We start from the raw sequence: 19,891 nt of genomic DNA, 5'->3' as shown, positions 1-19,891 counted from the left end.
TTGAAAGTGAATTCTCGGCATTCTCTGCCGTTAGTTATTAAGCGGCCCTAAGATTGGAACTGCCTCCGTGCGGCCCTGAAACCTAACGCCACCCAACACGCGGATTGGTAACCCACAGGAACAGGTTTGGTAACCCTTATCGAGTGAGTGCCGCTCGCTGCGTAGATCCACGGTTTGCGATGGGTGCGCACAATACCGCACTCGACCTCCGAAGCCCGGCATAATTCCGGACAGAGACAGATAATTCTGGACGGCACATCGACATCGCGTTCACGCACGATCTTGGCGCTGTTGCAGCCTGCTGCAGCCAGGTGTTTTGGCAAGAGCGCCGCTGTTCTCCTGCCGTCAGGTCATTCACTTGTCGACCCTGAGGGTGACGCCGGAAGCCCTGTCCAGGTGGCAAGCGTCAAGACGCAAGACACGTGGCGCCCAGCACAAGAGCGATCGGCGCGAAATATCCTGCGGTCTCAAAGGTTGGCAAGACGCCGACGAGCGCGGTCGCAATGCCCATCAGAATGAGCGTCATCAAGAGCGTGCTCTTGCGTCCGACGCGGTCGCCGATGCTGCCGAACAGCAGGGCTCCCAATGGGCGCACGAGGAAGCCTGTGGCAAATGTTGCGACGCTGAACAGCTGCCGTCGGTTCATTGGCAGGGTAGAAGAGCGTTGAGAAGAAAATCGCCAGACTTCCGTAAAGATAGAAGTGTACCATTCGATGACCGTGCCGGCGCTTGATGCAAGGACGACGGTCCAGGGCGTTATCAACTTAACTCGCGTTCAGGGATTTGCGGCATAGACCCGATGTCATGAACACCGCAACCGTCAGCACCCGCCGCTGGGCAAAGCGTCGCAACCTTCGGCACCGCACGACCAGCGAAGCCGATCAGCCTACATCTTCGGCGCGATCTGCCCCAAGCTCGGCAAGGTGGCAGCGCTGGTCATGCCCTGGTGTGACACATACGCCATGACCCAGCATCTGGCCGAAAAATCCCGCCATGTGGCCGATGACGCGCATGCCATCCTCATCATGGATCAGGCCGGGTGGCACATGTCCAACAACCTCGTCGTGCCCACGAATATCACCATCCTGCCACTGCCGCCGAAATCACCGGAGCTCAGCCCGGCCGAAAACCTCTGGCTCGTCATGCGCGAAAACTGGCTGTCGAACCGCATCGTCAAATCCTATGACGATATCGTCGCCCATTGCTGCGATGCTTGGCGCAAGCTCGAAAAACCAGCCTTGGCGCATCATGTCCATCGGCCGAAGAGAATGGACAAATGGGTTCTGATCAGTGAGGAGGCGTATTATATTACATATGAAACGTAATATTAATTCAATTAGTGGGAATTGAGTGATATAAAGAAATAGACAATATGGACCGTTAGTAAGCACTAATAGAGGATATCGCGCACGAGTATTTGGAACATGCTCGGTGGCAGGAGTGCGAAGTCCCTATAGGAGAGGAACTCTATGGATTTCGGCTGGGAAATCCATTCTTATCCAAATAAATATCGCGTCAATCGTCTTCGATTAACGAGACGCGTTTGCAGTGATCATTGTCGCGAAGTACAGAATCTGGCAAGCTCTCTAGTAATACACACCGTTAGCTGCGCCTCCGGTGAGTATCAATTGTTATGCTGTGGCTATGGCGTTCCAATTTAACGGGGGGAGGCACTCTGACGGCAGCCACACTAGATCTCAAGAAATATAGCTATCACCGGAGAGCGATATGCTGAACGATACCATCGCAAGGAATTCATTGCCGAGTATCGATCTTCTGTATGATTATGGACCGTTCTTGCGATTGAGCGAGTCTGAAGGTGGTATTGGGAGCTTTGCTCAAAACAGCCGGCGCCCGCGGGTTGGCATTGTGGGCGCCGGCATCAGTGGCTTGGTGGCGGCGACTGAACTTTTGCGCGCCGGAATAACGGACATCGTGCTATTTGAGGCGCGGGATCGTATGGGTGGGCGGGCTTGGTCACAAATCTTCGACCCGCGCGAACCGCATCTCATTGCCGAGATGGGCGCTATGCGCTTTCCTGCCAGCGCGACCTGCCTGTTCCATTATCTGGACAAATTGAGGATAGATACCGCAGCTTCCTTCCCTGATCCGGGCATCGTGGATACCGAGGTGCACTATCGAGGTGCGCGTCATTTATGGCAGGCCGGCGAGTCTCCGCCGCCACTGTTTAGGCGCGTTCATCAAGGATGGCAGGCATTGATGGGCGACGGTTACGTGCACGAAGGGATTCAACTGCCCGCACCGGCGAAGATCACAACTTTGCTTCGGTCGCATCGCTTTGACCAAGCTCGTGACGCATGGCAGGCCTGGCTAGATTCGTTTCGCGACATCTCCTTCTATTCGGCCCTCGTCACCATCTTTACCGGACCGCAGCCACCAGGGCGCGTACCTTGGAAAAGGCCGGAAGATTTTGAGCTTTTCGGATCGCTGGGGATTGGATCTGGAGGCTTTTTACCTGTGTACCAAGCCGCGTTTACTGAGATACTGCGTCTTGTAATTAACGGGTACGAGGACGATCAGCGCCTGATTATGGGAGGGATCTCCCTGTTGGTGAAACGGTTGGCTGAACAGGAGCTTAACGGTGTGAGTTTGCGGCAGCGTGTCCGCTACGGTCATGTAAGCCGTATTTACAAACAGGGCGGTCAGATTCTCGTGACATGCGCAGGAGGGCAGGTCGTGCCTTTTGACCGCGTCATCGTCACTACCAGCAATCGAGCTATGGAGCTGGCCCATCGTCTCACGGCGGATGGAACCTTTCTTACTAACGAAGTTTTGCGAGCGGTCAGAGAAACTCACCTTACCGGCTCTTCCAAGCTGTTTATGCTGACGGAAAACAAGTTCTGGTTAAAAAAGGGCTCGCCGACAACCATCTTGTCAGATGGCCTTGCCAGAGGGGTCTACTGCCTAGACTATCAGCCAGATGATCCGGATGGTAAGGGCGTGGTGCTGTTAAGTTATACATGGGAAGATGATGCTAACAAAATGCTTTCCATTCTGGACAAAAAGGAACGGTGCCAGCGTCTGGTCGATGATCTGGCCAACATTTCCCCTGATTTCGCCCGTCATCTAGTCCCGGCTAACGGTGACTATGAACGTCATGTCCTGCAGCACGATTGGCTGATGGATCCATATTCAGTAGGTGCCTTCAAGCTCAATTATCCTGGTGAAGACATCTATTCAGAACGGTTATTTTTCCAATTCGCTACCGCAAAAAGACCGGAAGAAGACACGGGCTTGTATCTCGCAGGATGTGGATGCTCCTTTACCGGCGGGTGGGTCGAGGGCGCGGTACAAACGGGCTTGAATGCCGCATGTGCTGTTATCCGCAGCAGTGGCGGCCAGCTCTTGAGCGGTAACCCTATTGATTCGATGAATTCCGCTTATCGATATTGAGAACCGGTAAATTTAGCGTTCTTTAGAAATGGCTTCTTAAACGTTTGCAACGTCCACACTCGAGGAGATTTGCAATCAAATACTGGCCGGGAAAACTTCGGCGTTGGATATCAGGGAATCGGCACTTTAGGGCGCAAAAATCCATGGTCGACCGGTTAGGATGGGATTTCCTGCGCTGACAGGCGCGGGATGCAGTAGCATCGGTTCTGGAACCGCCGCAACACCAAAGCGGCCAAGCGCTTGCTGACGCGGCTGCTGAAGAAGCAAGGCGTCGCGCCGAAGCGCATGATCACCGACAAGCTGCGCTCCTATGGAGCAGCCAGGCGACAGGTGATGCCGGATGTCGAGCATCGGTCACATAAGGGATTGAACAACCGTGCCGAGAATTCGCATGTGCCACTGCGAAAACGGGAGCGGATTATGCAAGGCTTCCGATCACCAGGACTGCAACGCTTCGTTTCGATCTTCTCGGCTCTGCGCAATCTCTTCGACCCGCCCCGCTCAAAACGCTCCGCTCTCGCTACACATATTCACCGCCTGCAGGCCATGGCGGAATGGAAAGCCGTGGCCATGGTCAGCTGACATCAGCGGCTGCAGGTCTCAACGCGTGTATATGCAGACAACGTGACATCCCCCCGGCTTGTTCTCCTTGGCTTGGAGGAGCATGGCGACGTTTTCGGCGGCAAATTTGAAGCCTCTACGGTCGGGAATTCGCTCAGCTGAGATCGGGTAGCGTGGCCGCTTTGGATCGATGCCGGTGATCCGGAACCGTTCGCTTCCGGTGCGGAACTCGCGTCCGAAGTCCGAAGGGGCCAATCCGAAGTGCTCTGCCAAGAACTCGAACCTGTCTTTTTCGAGATTGAATGCGGTGCCGTCGGGAGCGGGAATGCTGACGCGGAACACGGGCTCGAAGGAGAAGCCGGTATCCGTGCCGCGCCATCCTGCACCCTCGATGACCAAGCCGTGGTCCTCAGCGATCTTCTGGCAGACCTCGAGCATGCGGGTCTGGATCTCTTCGCATGTCGCTGGCGTCAGACGGGTTATGAGCCTGCCCTTCCTCACCTGATAGACAGTACCGCGTGAGACGCCGAGATCGCGGGCGATTTGTGTTGGGCCCTGACCCTGTTTAAGCTAGCCGAACATGCGCAAATTCCTGACCGCCATCGGCGAGTTCCAGGCCTACATCGCCTTCCAACAGTGCCAGTCTGATCAATTTCGGCGAGAGCTACCGGTCCGGAGATCGCATCAGCCTCTCCGTCGCCAAAAGAGCTGTTCTGCTTAGCCGTCGAGCTCAACGCCCAGCGTCGGAGCGCTCTCTGCTTCTGAAGGAAGCCATGAGGTCCGCTCGGGCTTGATCGGAGGCTTGGCCGATGGACGTTGTGTTTGCCTCGCTCGGCTGCCGCCCGATGGCGAGGCTTTGCGAATTGTCAGTCCTTTGCCTTTTCGCTGGTCTCAACGGCGCTGTGTAACGTTCAGTGTTGATGATGACGCCCTCGCTGTTCACGCGGTTGCTCCTGTGCAGTGTACTCGTCAGCTTGTCCTCGGCCTCGCGCGTCTGGCCCAAGTGCCGTTCCAACGGCGCTGGCGCGACCTGTCTGGCTTGCTGCTCTTGCAAGGCGGCGTGTTGCACCTGCGACCCGGCTGCTGCCAAAGCTTCGGCAGGGCTTGCGGCAAGCTCGTGCGGCAAGCGCCCCTCTCTCAGTCGGTTTTGCAGCGCCTGCCGATCGGCGACGAGGTAGTTGAGGTGCAGCGGCAGCTGCTGGTCTGGCCGCTCTTCGTTCGCCAATCGACGAACCAGCTCGCGCGTGCCGTCCACCACGAAGACGCCGCAGTCAACAGCGTTTTTCTGCTGCGCCATGTCGGGTGTTACCAGGGTCGCGTCCAGTCTTGTAGCGAGCTTTCGTGCAGGCGCGTCGTTGTATCGCTGTTCATTTTGCTGGATGGAGTCGTAGTGATAGGCGACCGCTCTTTCCGGATCGCGGCGATCTACGAGGAGCAGCGACCAATGGGTGCCGCGGTCAATACCCACCCCATCGTTCACTGGCACGAACAGGAAGTCGGATGGGCCGGCGTTTCGATTATAAATCGACTGCAATGTGCCTCGCGCGTCTTGCTGCTCCATGTGGCGCAGCAGATGGGAGACCGACGGATCGACCAGCCGCGTCCGGGCGGCGAGCGCTGGATCGGCCTGCTGCAGCAGCTGCTCGAGGAATTCGTAATCCCTCTGGATATGTTCGTCGCCCAGCAGTTCGGTGGCCCCGAGCACCGCCCCCCGGGGGAGATTGGACGAGCCTGACGGAAGGGCTTCGATGTGTGCATCGGAGGAGGTGGTCAGATCGACCAACGGAACCCCGAGATGGGTGTCTGAGAGCCTGGCGGTCGCTGGCAAGGCGGGTCCCGGAGCCCTTGCCGGTACTGCTGCCGCTCCAGCTTCCCTTATCGCTCCGCGATGGAGGAGCCAAACGTCGTTGCCCTCCTCTGGCCTTCGGGCGGTGTAGCCGTGGCCTTTAATCTCGTAGTTCCATTCCGGCTTGTCCGCGTCCGGCAAGAGGCCATAATGGTACAAGGAAGAGAGCATCGCCTCTGGGACGAGTTGAGTCCCATGGGAGAAGCCTTTGGGCACGGCGAATGAGACGTTTATGGAGTTCTCGATGGCAGCGGGGGGTGCCTCAGACCTTGCAAAGGGCGCGGCCTCCGCATGCAGGCTTCCAATGTGTTCGGACCCTGGGCCTTGAACGGGTACCCCTGCCAATGGCAATCCACCCAACTGCTGCATGGGGGGCTGCATCGGCACGCGGCCGCCTTCGCTCGGCGGCTGCTGAATGGCGATGCTTTGCGGATTATTAGTCCCCTGCCTCTCCGCCGGCCGCAACGGCGCCGTCGAATGTTCATTGTTGATGATGAACCGCTCGGGTGGCAGGAGGTTGCCCTGGTCGAGCGCATCCGGCCAGGGCCGGATCTGCTGTTGGCTGGCAGCTAACACTGGCGGGGCGGCGGCCTGAACTCCGGCGTGCCCAGATGTTGCGAAAGCGTCCGACACGCTTCTGTTGGGATCCTCCGGTCCAGCACGCATCCCTGGATTGCTGAGCGAAGACGAGGCGGCTTGATCATCCTGCCGCTGCTGAAGCACTTCGCGGAACCCCTGTTCCAGTCGCAGAAGCTCCTCTGCATTGGTTGGCGGCTGGTGAGCTCGATCATCGAACAGCGGCCGGAGCGCCTCGGGAACCTCCGCGCTGAAAGAAGGCGAGGTGGCTTGATCATCCTGCCGCTGCTCAAGCACTTCGCGGAACCCCTGTTCCAGTCGCAGAAGCTCCTCTGGATTGGTTGGCGGCTTGTGAGCTCGATTATCGAACAGCGGCCGCAAGGCCTCGGGAACCTCCGCATTGTGAACCCGCTGCAGCGCCAAGCGGAGTTTCTTGTTGCCTGGAAACAACACCTCGGCGAGTTCGGTCCGCGAATTGTGATCCAGCCCAGAGATCGTCTGGCCCCGACTCTCAAGCTCCTCAGAAAATCTGCGAAGAAGACGACCATAGACGACACGGGTGCTTAAGGCCAACCCGCTGTCACTGCTTAATTTTTCCAGGATACGCGCGTCTGCCTTTGACGGCACTGCCGGCCGGGCAGTCGCTGAATAGTCCGGCTCATGATACGCACGCAGGACGTTCAAAGCCTTCTTCAAATAATCGTTTTTCGGAAAGAAAGCATCGACGTGATCGACCAGGGATTGGTGATTTTTTATATCAGTCGCTTGGCCGCGAGCGCCGAGATCATTCGCCAATCGGCGAAGTGCATACTTGTACATTCGGAGCGTCGCCGCGCTATGGTGTTGCTGAGCCTTAGCGTGGGCGATCGCCTTATCAATAACGTCCTGGTGTTCGTCGGACAGATGGGGATAGCGGGTAGCACGGGCGCCACTCGCGACAGGATCGGCTCGGCGCGGCTCGGCCACGTGCTGCTCAAAGCCCACTTGCCGGGCCTGGCCCGCATCCGGCAAGGGGTCATGGCGGTCCAAGGAAGAGAGCATCGCGTCTGGGACGCGTTGACTCCCATGGGAGAAGCCTTTGGGGACGGCGAATGAGACGTTTATGGAGTCCTCGATCGCAGCGGGGGGCTTCTCAGACCTTGCGGAGGGCGCGGCCTCCGCATGCAGCCTTCCGATGTGTTCGGACCCTGTCCCTTGAACCGGTACCCCTTCCAATGGCAATTCACCCAACTGCTGCGTGGGGGGCTGCATCGGCACGCGGCCGCCTGAATTGCCGATTTCGCTCAGCGGCTGCTGAATGGCGGCGGCTTGCGGCGTATTCAGGACCCTCTGCCTCTCCGCTGGCCACAACAGCGCTGTGTCATGTTCATTGTTGATGATCAGCCGCTCGGGCGGCAGGTGGTTGCCCTGGTCAAGCGCATCCGGCGAGGGCCGGATCTGCTGTTGGCTGGCAGCTAACACTGGCGGGGCGGCGGCCTCAACTCCGGCGTGCCCAGAGCCGGTCGCTGCGAACGCGTCGGCCACGCTTCTGTCTGACACGGGCTCCGCATCGCGAACCCGTTGCAGCGCGGAGAGGAGATTGCGGTTGCCTGGAAACAACGTCTCGGCGAATTTGATCCGCGAATCGTGATCCAGCCCAGAGATCGTCTGGCCCCGACTCTCAAGCGCCTTAGAAAATCTGCGAAGACTACGAGCATAGACAACACGGCTGCTCGAGGCCAACCTGCTGTCACTGGTCACTTGTTCTAAGATATGCGCGTCCGGCCGCCGGCCAGTCGCTGAATAGCCCGGCTCATGAAACGCACGGAGGACGTTCAACGCCGTCTTTATATGATTATATTTCGGAAAGAAAGCATCGACGTGATCGACCAGGGATTGGTGATTTTTTAGATCAGACGCTTGGCCACGAGCGCCGAGATCATTCGCCAACTGGCGAAGTGAATGCGAGTATCTTCGGAGCGTGCTCTCGCTATATTTTTGCTGAGCCGCAGCGTGGGCGATCGCCTTATCAATAACGTCCCGGTGTTCGTCGGACAGATGGGGATAGGCGGTAGCACGGGCGCCAGGTGAGGCGGACTCCGCATCGCGAACCCGTTGCAACGCAAAGATGAGATTGCGGCTGTCTGGAAACAACCTCTTGGCGAAGTCGATCCGCGAATCATGATCCAGCCCAGAGATCGTCAGGCTCTGACTCTCAAGCGCCTCAGAAAATCTGCGAAGAGTACGAACATACTCGGCACGGCTGCTTGAGGCCAAGCTGCTGTCACTGGTCACTTGTTCTATGATATGCGCGTCTGCCTTTGAGGGCACCGGCGCTGGCGGCTCATGATACGCACGCAGGACGTTCAACGCCGTCTTTATATCACCGTCTTTCGGCAAGAAAGCATCGACGTGATCGACCAGGGATTGGTGATTTTTTAGATCGGTCCCTTGGCCAAGAGCGCCGAGATCATTCGCCAATCGGCGAAGTGCAGACGTGTAATTTCGGACCGTGCTCTCGCTATATTTTTTCTGAACCGCAGCGTGGGCGATCGCCTTATCAATAACGTCCCGGTGTTCGTCGGACAGATGGGGATAGCGGGTAGCACGGGCGCCACTCGCGACAGGATCGGCTCGGCGCGGCTCGGCCACGTGCTGCTCAAAGCCCGCTTGCCGCGCTTGGCCAGCATCCGGCAAGGGGCCAGGGCGGTCCAAGGAAGAGAGCATCGCGTCTGGGACGCGTTGGGTCCCATGGGAGAACCCTTGGGGGACGGCGAACGAAACGTTTATGGAGTCCTCGATCGCAGCCGGGGGCGCCTCGGACCTTGCTGAGGGCGCGGCTCCCGCATGCAGCCTTCCGATGTGTTCGGACCCTGTCCCTTGAACCGGTACCCCTTGCAATGGCAATTCACCCAATTGCTGCATGGGGGGCTGCATCGGCATGCGGCCGTCTGAATTGCCGATTTCGCTCGGCTGCTGCTGAATGGCGACGGCTTGCGGCCTATCCACGGCCCTCTGCCTCTTCGCTGGCCGCAACAGCGGTGTGGAATGTTCATTGTTGATGATGCCCCCCTGGGGTGGCAGGTGGTTGCCCTGGTCAAGCGCATCCGGCGAGGGCCGGATCTGCTGTTGGCTGGCAGCCAAGACTGGCGGAGCGGGGGCCTGAACTCCGGCGTGCCCAGATGTTGCGAAAGAGTCCGACACGCTTCTATTGGGGTCCTCCGGTCCAGCACGCATCCCTGGGTTGCTGAGCGAAGACGAGGCGGCTTGATCATCCTGCCGCTGCTGAAGCACTTCGCGGAACCCCTGTTCCAGTCGCAGAAGCTCCTCTGCATTGGTTGGCGGCTGGTGAGCTCGATCATCGAACAGCGGCCGGAGCGCCTCGGGAACCTCAGCGCTGAAAGAAGACGAGGCGGCTTGCTCATCCTGCCATTGCTGAAGCACTTCGCGGAACCCCTGGTCCAGTCGCTGAAGCTCCTCTGGATTGGTTGGCGACTCGTCAGCTTGATCGAACAGCCTCCGGGCCTCGGCAAGGTGCTGCTCAACGCCCACTTGCCTGGCCTGGACCGCTTGATCCTCTTCCAAGCCGGCGTCCTGCACCACCTGCGGCAAAGCTGTTACACGGGATGGATTTTTTCGCTGGTCCACATTAGCCTCGCATCAAACTGTATCGTCAAAGTCTTGCGCCAATCCGCGCAGCGGCTCATCGAGTCGAGATTCTGCGGAGAATCCCTCCTCTGCTTCCGTCAAGGGCGCCGGCTCCGGGAGGGCGCCTGTCTGGCTTTCAAAGATGCGTTTCAGAATGCGGTCCGAAAAATATCGCACCTTCCTCAGTTGCAATGGCGGCAGACCTTTGATGAGAACAATCTCGTACTCGTCATTGAGCAGCCGAACCTGTTCGGGACGCAGCAGCGGCGCACCTTGAAACGAATTCTGAATGTTCCGGTCGAACGCTCGCGACTGGCTGTAGGAAATCGATTTGGCTTCAAACGTGTATTCACCGATGGCTTTGGAAATGTAGTTCGGAGTCTCGTCATCGGCCGTGGCCATGAACACTTGCAGTCCGGTATTGCTGAGAAAATTCTGCTTACCAGCCTCTCCATAAGCCCCCGTTAGTGCCGAAAGGCTTTGGATGATGAGCATGAAACGCCCCTTGTAGCCCGCGATAGTCGTAATTGCGGTCTCGATCGCCTCCAGCTTACCCAAGTGCTTGAATTCATCGAGCAGAAAGAAGTGCAACGTCCTGAACTGCACGTCGCGCTTGCCTCTCGGCGGGTTTGAAGCTCCCAAGATCGCGTGCTGTATCGCGCGGGTTAGAGGTTACTAACCGTTCCGCAACATTGGTCAGTGGCCCGTCTGGAAGGTCAAGTTGCGGCGCTCCTCGGCCCTCCTCCCGTCGCGGGATGAACTTCCAGCTGCACGTGTCCGTTTGCTATCGCGATCCATTGCTCAGCCTCCAAGGCCTTTCTCTAGCCCATGAGGCTACCACCCAAGCTTGATCTGCTAAACCAATATGGTGTTACACTTGTAGTCTCGCAGAGGCTTCTCCCAGCGCTCTGGGTCACGCCGAGAGCCGTGGCCATGGTCAGCTGACATCAGCGGCTGCAGGTCTCAACGCGTGTATATGCAGACAACGTGACATCCCCGTCTGATGGCCTCCCGGAGCGCGTCGCGAGTCGCGAGTGCGCACTATCTCGCATTCCTTACTGTCGACGGCGAACCGGTGGGAACTAACGCGGTGAAGAACAATCGAGTCCATCAACGAACCATCGAAAAGGACTCGGGAGTCGAACTTGCCGACGACGAATATCTCGGCGAGGTTGGTTGGCTATATGTTGTCGAAGCGCACCGCCGGATCCGCCTTGGCGACCTTCTCACTTCGGCGATCTTAGCTGCTGCCGACGGTCACGGCCTTTTCGCGACCATTCAATCCAAGAATATCGGCGCCCGCCTTCTTCATGAGAGGCATGGCTTTTATCAGGTTGGTAAATCGTGGCCGTCTAGCGAGCAGAAGGACAGGGTGAATCTCTATATACGTGGTAAAAGTCTACGCTCGCACGGCGACGTGGCCAGGCGACTAGGAATGGGTGTTGATGTCCTGCTCAATCTGTCGTGCTGATTCCAGAATGTCATCGAAACTCGGCGGAGTGCCGAAGATCATGGCCGCCGTATTGGCATAATCGCGCGTGAGCGCGTCCACCATCTTTGGAGCGGGCGCGATCGCGAAGCTGCCCGGAACTGCTGAGGCGAGGTCATAGTCGGGACGGTCGAAAAACATTCGTGCGTGCCGCACGCAATCGGCGCCAAGATCGAGATCGCCGAGCGCGGCCTTTCCGGTCTCGGATCCGAGAAGACAGTGCAGGTCATAAAAGTGCCGAGACACCCGCTGGCCTTCCTGTCGCAGTTCGCCGCGCCGCTCGTACCAGCGGCGCAATCCATGGGCGATCACCACCTTGTCCCAAAAGGTGCGGGTCGCCTCGATCGTGGTCACATTGGCGACGGTGAGATCAATGCCTGCCGCTTCCCCCGCGATATAGGGCGTGATCGCGATGGGGCGATTGGGAGCGAGCGCCGATTTCGCCCCGGACTCGAGGCGTATGGCCGGTCGCACATAGGCGCCATCACGCGGCTCGACCTCGGGATACCAGAGCAGCAGGGTCTGACCATCGGCATCGGCTTTGTCGAACTCCACCCGTCCGGCGCCGTTCGTAGTGTCGGCAAGTTGAGCGGTGAGGAAGTCTCGTAGCGGGCCTGCGATATACGCACGGCAGGCGTCCCGAATGGCGTCGAGCTCGGCGCGGCGCTTCTTGTTCGACAGTCCCTCAAGCTCTTCGACGGAGGCAGCCTCGTCGAGATCGTCGCGGAAAACGGCAACGTCGACGTCCTCGGAAAACGCTGGATGAGGCCATAGCCTTTTGACAGCGACGTCCCGCCCTTGAAAAGGAGCCGTGGCTCCCCCGCAGGGCGTTCGTGGTAGAGCGAATTGAGGGTCCAGCAGACCCAGAAGTCCTTTTCGACATTGCCCACCGGAGCTCCGATCCGATTGGCCGTGGCGAGGAACAGGTCGAGCCGGTCACGTGGGGATGCCGCGATGATCTGGCGGTAAGCATTGGTACTCATGGCTTCGCCTCGTGCGGGTCCGCCCTCAGGATTTCGCGGAGGAACTCCTGCATCCAGATCGGCACGGCGGAGAGACCGGCGCGCAAATCCTCGCGAATGGCCTCGCCGTGCTTGGGGTCGGCAAACAGGCGGCGCAACGTCGCCTGGATACGCTTCCGTTCGCCCTTCTGGGTCAGCATGTCCTGCATCCAATGCAAGGCCTGGACGACCCGCATTCCCGGCCGATCCGCCCAATAGAGGCGGCTAGGGGCAGCGTATTTGAAGTGGATTTCCTGCGTGCCGAGCTTGATTGGCTTCAGCCGCGCATCGACCAGCACTTCTATTCGGGCGGGGACGGCGGTCGTCAGGCCGAGGTCGTTGGCGGCCGTCATACCATCGATGACGGCGCGCGCCCGATCGCGGCGCGTGACGGCGCGGATCACAGCGCGATAGTCCGGCACGGTGGCGCGGCCAGTCAGGTTGTTCGTGCGCGGCCGATCATAGAGGCCTCGGTCGATCCGGCGCAGCTCCCCGGCGGCTGCCAGGCGCTGCAGGGTTTTGTCCACGGCGGCGCGCGCGCCGAGATCGGCGAAGTCGCCGGGGGTCCAGACATCGTCGGGTTTGGACTCAATGCGGGCAAGCAGGCGCGAGCGAAGATCGGTATCGGGCTCAGCTATGGACATGTCCGAAATATGCTACAATTTTCGGACAAAGGCAAGTTGTAAGTCCGAAATATGCTACAATTTTCGGACACTCCGTGGCGCCCAAAACTCCAAAATTTTCGCATAGAAAGGATATGGCCCGAGCATCGAATGCCTCCTTCCGCGGGGCACGACATCATCTCGGTTGACTCTTGCCAAGACGAGAACAAATATAGAACATAGCACAGGCTTTCCGCGTTTCAAGGGTCAGATGAGTGTATCGGCGCCCCCTGCTGCCATTTCCGAGCTTCGAGAACGCATCGCGCGCTTCGAAGGTGGAAATGCGCGCATCCGCACGGTTTGCCGTTCGGAGTGGCGACGATTGACAGGATTCTCCCGGGAGGCGGGTTACATTCTCAAATTAAGTTGTCTCCCAACTATCTGAATCATTGGCTCGCATTCTCATAATTAACTGGCAAGCGACACCACCGCCATGGCGTTGGCCGTAGCCTCAACGACAATCTCATTGGTCCGTCGCAAACTGCGGCCGAACCCTTCCAGTCCCGAGCGGGTCATGTCGACCCGTCCGTGATGGCGCAGCCGGCCATCTTCCCAAACCACCACGTCCGCAAAGGTGCGGTGGATGTCCATTCCAATCACGTCTCATCGGCTCCCTCTCCTCAAACAGTCGGGAGCCGGCGGGCGACGCGACACCTACGGATCCGCGCTCTCGGCGCAAGGGCAGGTCGCAGGGGCGGCCAGCTACTAACGCGAGCTGGCAGCTCATCGAATACATCGGCCTGCCCGCACTTGGCGTGCTCCCGGGTGCCCCTGTGCCGATGGTCGCACCATACGCCGAAAATCACTCATCTCCAGCGGGGATCGGATGGCACCGTCATTATCATATCGGTTACTAACAGCGACAACTGCGAGCTCGAAATCTTCTCCGCCATCGAGGCCGCCGCCGGCCTTTTCGAGAACCATCCGCATTCCTCTGTCTTTCCAGGAGACGGCGTGGACACCATGCCGTTCCTCACCGAACCCGCCTCCTAGCCCTTCGCCTGTGTAGTATACGTCACGCTCCCGTTTGGCTTCGACCTGAAGGATTACGGCGCCCCCTTCGCAGAGAAGATCGGGTTGTTCGTGGCGCGAGCAGCGAAGCCGAAGGAGCTTGTCTGGGTTCGGGTGCTGGCATGTCGATATTACGACCGTGTGCCCTTCGACAAGCTTGGTGGCTTCTTCAACCAGCATCTCGCCGCGGAGATCGAATCGTTATCTGCGCCGCAAAGTGCGGCCGGTGAGCGGCTTGGCCCTGCGTTCGAGTTGGCCACGTCTCGCTGGGATCGAGCATGTAAATAGCTTACGCAGCAACGGTGCGATCACACTGGAGCAACGGCATCAGGAAACCGCCATCCTTATGCGCCCCGACACCCTGGTCGCCATCGGTCGCATCGCGGGGGGCACTGTGGCCGAGGGCTGGCGAGTCTGCCAAGGCGAGCAACGATAGGCGATGCCGGCAGACATTACGTTGCGGCACTTGATATTGCAGTGCAGCAAGCGTAGAGCACCGCGCGCTTACCGGAGTGTCGCCCATGGCCCTTGCCAATACTGGTAGTGAGGCAGAACCCGTCGAACAATCGAGCCATTCTGAGATTGAACAGCACAGCACCAAGGTTCTGATGCTGGGGGCACTCGGTGTCGTTTACGGCGATATCGGCACGAGCCCGATCTATGCATTCCGCGAAGCGTTGCATGCATCAGCCGGTGGCAACGTCGCCAACCGTGGCGACATCCTCGGCGTGCTGTCGCTGATCATCTGGTCGCTGACGATCACCGTGACGATCAAATACATCATGTTCGTGCTCCGCGCCGACAATCGAGGCGAGGGCGGAGTGCTGTCGCTTGTCGCGCTGGCGCGCAACAGTTTCCCGACCCGCTCGGCGGTGATCCTCGGCATCGGCATCGTCGGCGCGGCGCTTTTTTTCGGCGACGCAGTGATTACGCCGGCAATCTCGGTACTGTCGGCGGTCGAAGGTATGAATGTCGTCACGCCGACATTCCAGCCCTATGTGGTGCCGCTGACACTGGCCATCCTGGCGATCGTGTTTGCGGTACAGCGGTTTGGCACCGGCGGCGTAGGATTGGTGTTCGGGCCCGTTACCGCGCTGTGGTTCCTGGCCATCGGCCTTTCTGGCCTCAACCACATCATGGACGACCCGGAAATCCTGCTGGCCATCAGCCCGCATTACATCGTGTCGTTCCTGGTCAACTCGCCCGAAGTCGCCTTCGTCACGGTTGGTGCGGTTTTTCTCGCCGTCACCGGCGCTGAGGCGCTCTATGCCGACCTCGGCCATTTCGGGCGCAAGCCGATCGTGCTTGCCTGGCTGGCAATCGTGTTTCCTTGCCTGTTGCTCAACTATGTCGGGCAAGGTGCCTTCGTGCTGGCGAATGGCGGTGTCGTCGGTCATCCCTTCTTCGAGATGAACGAAGGCTGGATGCTTATCCCGATGGTGGTGCTGGCGACGGCGGCGACTGTGATCGCCAGCCAGGCGGTGATCTCCGGCGCCTTCTCGCTGACCAGACAAGCGGTGCAGCTCAACATGCTGCCGCGTTTCGTGATCCTGCATACGTCGGAAAAACAGTCGGGCCAAATCTACCTGCCGCGCGTCAACCTGCTGCTGGCGCTGGTGGTGATGCTGCTGGTGGTCGGCTTCGGTGAATCGAGCAGACTGGCCTCGGCCTACGGTATTTCGGTAACCGGCAACATGCTGGTGACGAACATACTGCTTTTTATTGTGATGACGCGCATCTGGAAGTGGCCGGTCGGCGTCGCGGTCTCCTTGATGGCGTTGTTCGCCTTCGTCGATACCGGCTTCTTTGCGGCCAACATAGTCAAGGTGTTTGAAGGGGGCTGGTCCTCGCTTGCCATTGCCGCAGTTATTGTGCTCACCATGTGGACCTGGATCCGCGGCACCCGCTATTTGTTCGAAAAGACGCGCCGGAACGAGATCCCGCTGGATTTCCTTGCCGGCAATCTGCTGAAGAAGAAGCCGCATCTGGTGTCGGGCACTGCGGTGTTCCTGACCAGCGATCCGCTCAGCGCGCCGACCGCGCTGATGCACAGCCTGAAGCACTACAAGGTGCTGCACGAGCAGAACGTCATCCTTTCGGTAGTGACGGCGCCGCAGCCGGTGGTCGCGGACAGCGAGCGGGTCAAGATGGAAATCGTCAACGAGCTGTTCATGCGGGTGACGCTGACCTTCGGCTATATGGAACAGCCCAACATTCCGCGTGCGCTGGCGATCTGCCGCAAGCAGGGCTGGAAGTTTGATATCATGACCACGTCCTTCTTCCTGTCGCGGCGCTCGCTCAAGGCGTCGCCCAATTCCGGCATGCCGGTGTGGCAGGACAAGCTGTTCATCGGACTGGCGCGCACGGCAGCCGATGCGACGGAGTATTTCCAGATCCCGACCGGACGTGTGGTCGAGATCGGGACGCAGGTGGCCGTTTAGGCATGTCCGGTTGAGCAGAATCAATTGGCATTTTCCGAGCCGGTGAATGCCTGACCGGGCGGAGGCCACGATGCTTGCGCCCAACTGGGGTCGTGTTCCAGGCCCGAAGCTTCCGGCCCCAAAGCCGTCCCTTTACGCCTGCGATCATTCCCGTTCCCCATTGTCTTGCCGACCCACCAGTCGAGATGCACTGAAACGACCTCGCCGGGCAGCAACTTATTCATTTGAACGTAATCGATGTGCCGCAAGTCCGACCTTCAATCTTTCAGTTCACAGGCAAGCGTTACCAAAATCGGCGTGCCGCCTAACCGGCGCCGCATCGTGACCTGTCAGGAAGCCATGCAGGCGCGAGACAGAAGCTGGCTCGAGGCCGCCGGCCTGGTGCTGGTCCGGCAGCGGCCGGGCTCGGCCAGAGGCTTCATGTTCCTCACCATGGAGGTTGAGACGGGCGCGGGAAACATCGTCGTCTGGGTCAAGATCTTCGAGAAATTCCGACGCGTGCTTCTCTCGTCGGCCATGCTCGGCGTACGCGGTCGTATCCAGCGAGAAGGGGAGGTGGTGCATCTCGTCGCCCACACCTGCCGCTGAATGTGACAGGCCAGGATGAAGCGGCGCAGGTTCGCGCCCAGCCGCCAACAATCCCCGCCGGCAGCGGCGCCACGAGCCTCTCGCCGCTCGGTGTCTCCCAGCACTCCCGGCGATAGCGCATCACGTCCGACAGAACCAGATCGCGCACCAGGATCGTCTCGTATCCCTTGAAGCGTGAGCCCGCAGGAGCGCTCACCGCAACCGTCACCTCGCGGCTCACGCGACCGCCGTCGCGCTTTGCGCCGCGACGGCGTCGCTTCCCCTTGCCAGATGCCGGCTGCGTTGCCCATTCCGACGGCTTGGTCGGCTTGGTCGGCTTGGTCGGCTTGTCCGGAGGGCGATCCATGAGGGTCTGGATCTCGGCGCGCAGCGCCTGGTTCTCGATCTCAAGGCTCTCGACCCGGCCTTGAAGACCGCGCACTATGCCGATCAGCGCAGCAAACGGCCCGCGGAGCTGAGCAAGCGACAGGCCTTCAAGCCAATCAGTCGGTGGTAGCGTCCGCAAATGGTGAATCACGAACGCGCTCGCCGCAAACCCCTCCGCCCGGAAAATTTGATCTGGTTTGCTCTCGGCGTGACCCAGAGAGCTGGGAGAAGCCTCTGCGAGACTACAAGTGTAACACCATATTGGTTTAGCAGATCATGCTTGGGTGGTAACCTCATGGGGTACAGAAATGACTTTGGAAGCTGAGCAATGGATCGCGATAGCAAACGGACACGTGCAGCTGGAAGTTCATCCCGCGACGGGAGGAGGGCCGAGGAACGCCGTAATCACCTCGGCCTTCCAGACGGGCCATTGACCATGTTGCAGAACGGTTAGTAACGGCTAACCCGCGCGATACAGCAAGCGATCTCGGGAGCTTCAAATCCGCCGAGAGGCAACCGCGACGTGCAGTTCAGGACGTTGCACTTCTTTGTGCTCTATGAATTCAAGCACTTGGGTAAGCTGGAGGCGATCGAGACCGCAATTACGACCATCGCGGGCTACAAGGGTCGCTTCAGGCTCATCATCCAGAGCCTCTCGGCACTGATAAGGCGAGGCTGGCAAGCAGAATTTTCTCGGCAATACCGGCCTGCAAGTGTTCATGGCCACTGCCGATGACGAGACTCCGAATGGTCATGCCGCCAGATCCCACATTTTGATCGATGCCCGGTTAACGTACGGTGCCCGTTTTCACAGCGTTAAGTCTACGGTGCCCGTCAGCTTGTCGTAAGCCAACCCGCCTAGCATGAGTCATCCAGATGACACTGACGGTTAAGCGCCCGTCTCGCGTATCCCGTCCCTCGGCGATCACAAACTCCACTACAGGTGAACGGCTATGGGAATTTGCATCTCCAAATCCTCCGGATCGACTCGACAGTCGCCGCGAGAATCCACGGCGTCGGGCTTTGAGAGCAGCATATCAGCGCTGAGGGTCTCCCTAGGCACGCCTGCCGACAGGTTGCGACGGGGCGGAGATGCGCCTCTGGAGCCACATCAGATCCAGCAGGCCGCCTATCATATGGGAGCGTGTGTCGTCGGTGACGATGTCACCAGCCCGATAAGACTCGCGACAGCGGGGCAAACAGTTCACGACGTCCGCCTGCTGCTCAAGCATGGCCGGGGAAACGTTAAGGTGGACGACATTCCCTCTCACGGCCACAACAGCATCGGATCGTCGGTTGCAATGATGGGAGCAGACGACAACATTAAGGTTGCAGTGGCCGTAGTCATGGGAGCGGCGTGCTGCAATCAGACCGCTCCCCTTTCCGCTATCGTCCACGCCCCACACATGGCGGCCGACGAGCGGAGTATGACCTCTAGTGCTTCCGTGTCAATGAAAGAGATAACCGACCAAGGTGATGAGATCCCAGTCAAGACGGGTCACATTTGGAACGAACTGCGGCGCGGAAGCCGCGACCCGAGGTCGACCGTGGTTATGGATGCCTGGGCCAACGGTCCCGCTGTTCGGTTGAAGGACAGCGCATGGAGCGGAGTGCCGGTCAAGGAAGGTCATTGGTCGATGGACAAAAGCACCGCCGAATTCCTGAAAAACCGTGTTGAGGGGTTGATTCCGTTCGCGCATCCGGACACAAATGAACAAACTGCCAACGATTTGCGCCGGAAGCAAAACGCACCCGTATCGTGGAAGAAATATGCAGAAGTACAGGTGATCTCACCCGAGTTCGCCGATAGTGTACGCAACGCATTGTCCCGTATTCCTGAAGGCCAACAAAGGGAAATCGCATCACTGATGATTCAGGAAGCCTACGGAATGGATCCTTCCTCGCGCACGCACCAAGACGCAGTGGAATCAGTTCTGGTGGCCGCCAACCAACTGGACTCGCTGCCCCGGCCTCCTGTCGCGCCGCCGGAATTGGCGGTGTATCACCAGTTCGACGCAAATCAACAGGCCCAAGCTCACGCAGTTCCCGGCATGCAAGATATCTTGCCGCACATGCCTCCGCCGCGGCATGCAGTAGAGGAACGGAATGCGAATTTGGACGACCACATAGCAGGTATTGCGGCTTCAGTCCGTGATACAGTAGGCCCGCAAACCTCCCGTCAACAGCTGCGGCGGGGTGGTGAAATCGGGCAGTCCCTAAGTCACCCCTATAATCACGCCCGCGAGGATCTAATGGCTGCCTCCAGAAGCAGAGATCGCTCCGGCCGTTGAGGTCTCGGCCATGGTAAG

The 19,891-nt window shown here is 59.1% G+C and carries 9 protein-coding genes and 8 pseudogenes; 10 read left to right on the top strand and 7 right to left on the bottom strand.

Annotated features, from left to right (window positions below; translation table 11 throughout):
• Positions 1-406: 406 nt before the first annotated feature.
• Complete coding sequence (locus tag JG747_RS35505) at positions 407-763, bottom strand: MFS transporter (protein WP_274609726.1); 357 nt, start codon at positions 761-763, stop codon at positions 407-409.
• Between the two features lie 53 nt (positions 764-816).
• Between JG747_RS35505 and JG747_RS35500 the strand changes: the two are divergent.
• The 4 genes and pseudogenes from JG747_RS35500 to JG747_RS35490 all read left to right on the top strand — a co-directional run.
• A pseudogene (locus JG747_RS35500) lies at positions 817-1,287 on the top strand (IS630 family transposase); the annotation flags it as partial.
• Positions 1,288-1,393: 106 nt separating this feature from the next.
• Positions 1,394-1,507, top strand: coding sequence for a hypothetical protein (locus JG747_RS38000; protein ID WP_446720633.1), 114 nt, complete (start codon positions 1,394-1,396; stop codon positions 1,505-1,507).
• Positions 1,508-1,728: 221 nt separating this feature from the next.
• Complete coding sequence (locus JG747_RS35495) at positions 1,729-3,414, top strand: NAD(P)/FAD-dependent oxidoreductase (protein WP_199201379.1); 1,686 nt, start codon at positions 1,729-1,731, stop codon at positions 3,412-3,414.
• A 213-nt stretch (positions 3,415-3,627) separates the two neighbouring features.
• Positions 3,628-3,996, top strand: a pseudogene (locus JG747_RS35490) (DDE-type integrase/transposase/recombinase); the annotation flags it as partial.
• An 18-nt stretch (positions 3,997-4,014) separates the two neighbouring features.
• Here JG747_RS35490 and JG747_RS35485 read toward each other — a convergent pair.
• Positions 4,015-4,413, bottom strand: a complete 399-nt coding sequence (locus tag JG747_RS35485; RefSeq protein ID WP_244748476.1) for a hypothetical protein — start codon at positions 4,411-4,413, stop codon at positions 4,015-4,017.
• Positions 4,414-4,549: 136 nt separating this feature from the next.
• Between JG747_RS35485 and JG747_RS37995 the strand changes: the two are divergent.
• A pseudogene (locus JG747_RS37995) lies at positions 4,550-4,703 on the top strand (ISKra4 family transposase); the annotation flags it as partial.
• A 2-nt stretch (positions 4,704-4,705) separates the two neighbouring features.
• On the opposite strand, the gene JG747_RS37445 reads toward JG747_RS37995, so the two are convergent.
• Positions 4,706-10,024, bottom strand: coding sequence for a Ulp1 family isopeptidase (locus JG747_RS37445; RefSeq protein WP_244748475.1), 5,319 nt, complete (start codon positions 10,022-10,024; stop codon positions 4,706-4,708).
• Positions 10,025-10,036: 12 nt separating this feature from the next.
• Positions 10,037-10,606: pseudogene (locus JG747_RS35470) on the bottom strand (type IV secretory system conjugative DNA transfer family protein); the annotation flags it as partial.
• 421 nt (positions 10,607-11,027) lie between these two features.
• Here JG747_RS35470 and JG747_RS35465 point away from each other — a divergent pair.
• Complete coding sequence (locus tag JG747_RS35465; RefSeq protein WP_199201377.1) at positions 11,028-11,495, top strand: GNAT family N-acetyltransferase; 468 nt, start codon at positions 11,028-11,030, stop codon at positions 11,493-11,495.
• Here JG747_RS35465 and JG747_RS35460 read toward each other — a convergent pair.
• The 3 genes and pseudogenes from JG747_RS35460 to JG747_RS35450 form a co-directional block, all read right to left on the bottom strand.
• Positions 11,454-12,496, bottom strand: a pseudogene (locus tag JG747_RS35460) (nucleotidyl transferase AbiEii/AbiGii toxin family protein). The gene JG747_RS35465 and the pseudogene JG747_RS35460 overlap by 42 nt on opposite strands.
• On the bottom strand, positions 12,493-13,158 hold the full coding sequence (locus tag JG747_RS35455; protein WP_199201376.1) for a DUF6088 family protein: 666 nt from the start codon (positions 13,156-13,158) through the stop codon (positions 12,493-12,495). The pseudogene JG747_RS35460 and the gene JG747_RS35455 overlap by 4 nt, the downstream one beginning before the upstream one ends.
• A 429-nt stretch (positions 13,159-13,587) precedes the next feature.
• Positions 13,588-13,767: pseudogene (locus JG747_RS35450) on the bottom strand (IS110 family transposase); the annotation flags it as partial.
• A 941-nt stretch (positions 13,768-14,708) separates the two neighbouring features.
• Between JG747_RS35450 and JG747_RS35445 the strand changes: the two are divergent.
• The 4 genes and pseudogenes from JG747_RS35445 (at position 14,709) to JG747_RS35430 (ending at position 19,873) form a co-directional block, all read left to right on the top strand.
• Complete coding sequence (locus JG747_RS35445) at positions 14,709-16,628, top strand: potassium transporter Kup (protein ID WP_199201374.1); 1,920 nt, start codon at positions 14,709-14,711, stop codon at positions 16,626-16,628.
• 306 nt (positions 16,629-16,934) lie between these two features.
• Positions 16,935-17,204 (top strand): annotated as a pseudogene (locus tag JG747_RS35440) (OB-fold nucleic acid binding domain-containing protein); the annotation flags it as partial.
• Between the two features lie 925 nt (positions 17,205-18,129).
• Positions 18,130-18,328: pseudogene (locus tag JG747_RS35435) on the top strand (type IV secretory system conjugative DNA transfer family protein); the annotation flags it as partial.
• Positions 18,329-18,832: 504 nt separating this feature from the next.
• The gene (locus JG747_RS35430; RefSeq protein ID WP_199201373.1) at positions 18,833-19,873 is read left to right on the top strand and encodes a type III secretion protein; all 1,041 of its coding nucleotides are present in this window, start codon (positions 18,833-18,835) and stop codon (positions 19,871-19,873) included.
• Positions 19,874-19,891: the final 18 nt, after the last annotated feature.

Source organism: Mesorhizobium sp. 131-3-5, from assembly GCF_016756575.1.
GTDB classification, from domain to species: domain Bacteria; phylum Pseudomonadota; class Alphaproteobacteria; order Rhizobiales; family Rhizobiaceae; genus Mesorhizobium; species Mesorhizobium jarvisii.
The sequence above is the reverse complement of the archived record's forward strand: the minus strand, read 5'-3'. Positions and strand labels throughout refer to the sequence as shown.

What these genes read in the sequence shown, in the direction of transcription:
- JG747_RS35485 (WP_244748476.1), bottom strand. Translation starts at nt 4,413, where the DNA reads ATGCTCGAGGTCTGCCAGAAGATCGCTGAGGACCACGGCTTGGTCATC.
- JG747_RS35465 (WP_199201377.1), top strand. Translation starts at nt 11,028, where the DNA reads ATGGCCTCCCGGAGCGCGTCGCGAGTCGCGAGTGCGCACTATCTCGCA.
- JG747_RS35445 (WP_199201374.1), top strand. Translation starts at nt 14,709, where the DNA reads ATGGCCCTTGCCAATACTGGTAGTGAGGCAGAACCCGTCGAACAATCG.
- JG747_RS35495 (WP_199201379.1), top strand. Translation starts at nt 1,729, where the DNA reads ATGCTGAACGATACCATCGCAAGGAATTCATTGCCGAGTATCGATCTT.
- JG747_RS35455 (WP_199201376.1), bottom strand. Translation starts at nt 13,158, where the DNA reads ATGTCCATAGCTGAGCCCGATACCGATCTTCGCTCGCGCCTGCTTGCC.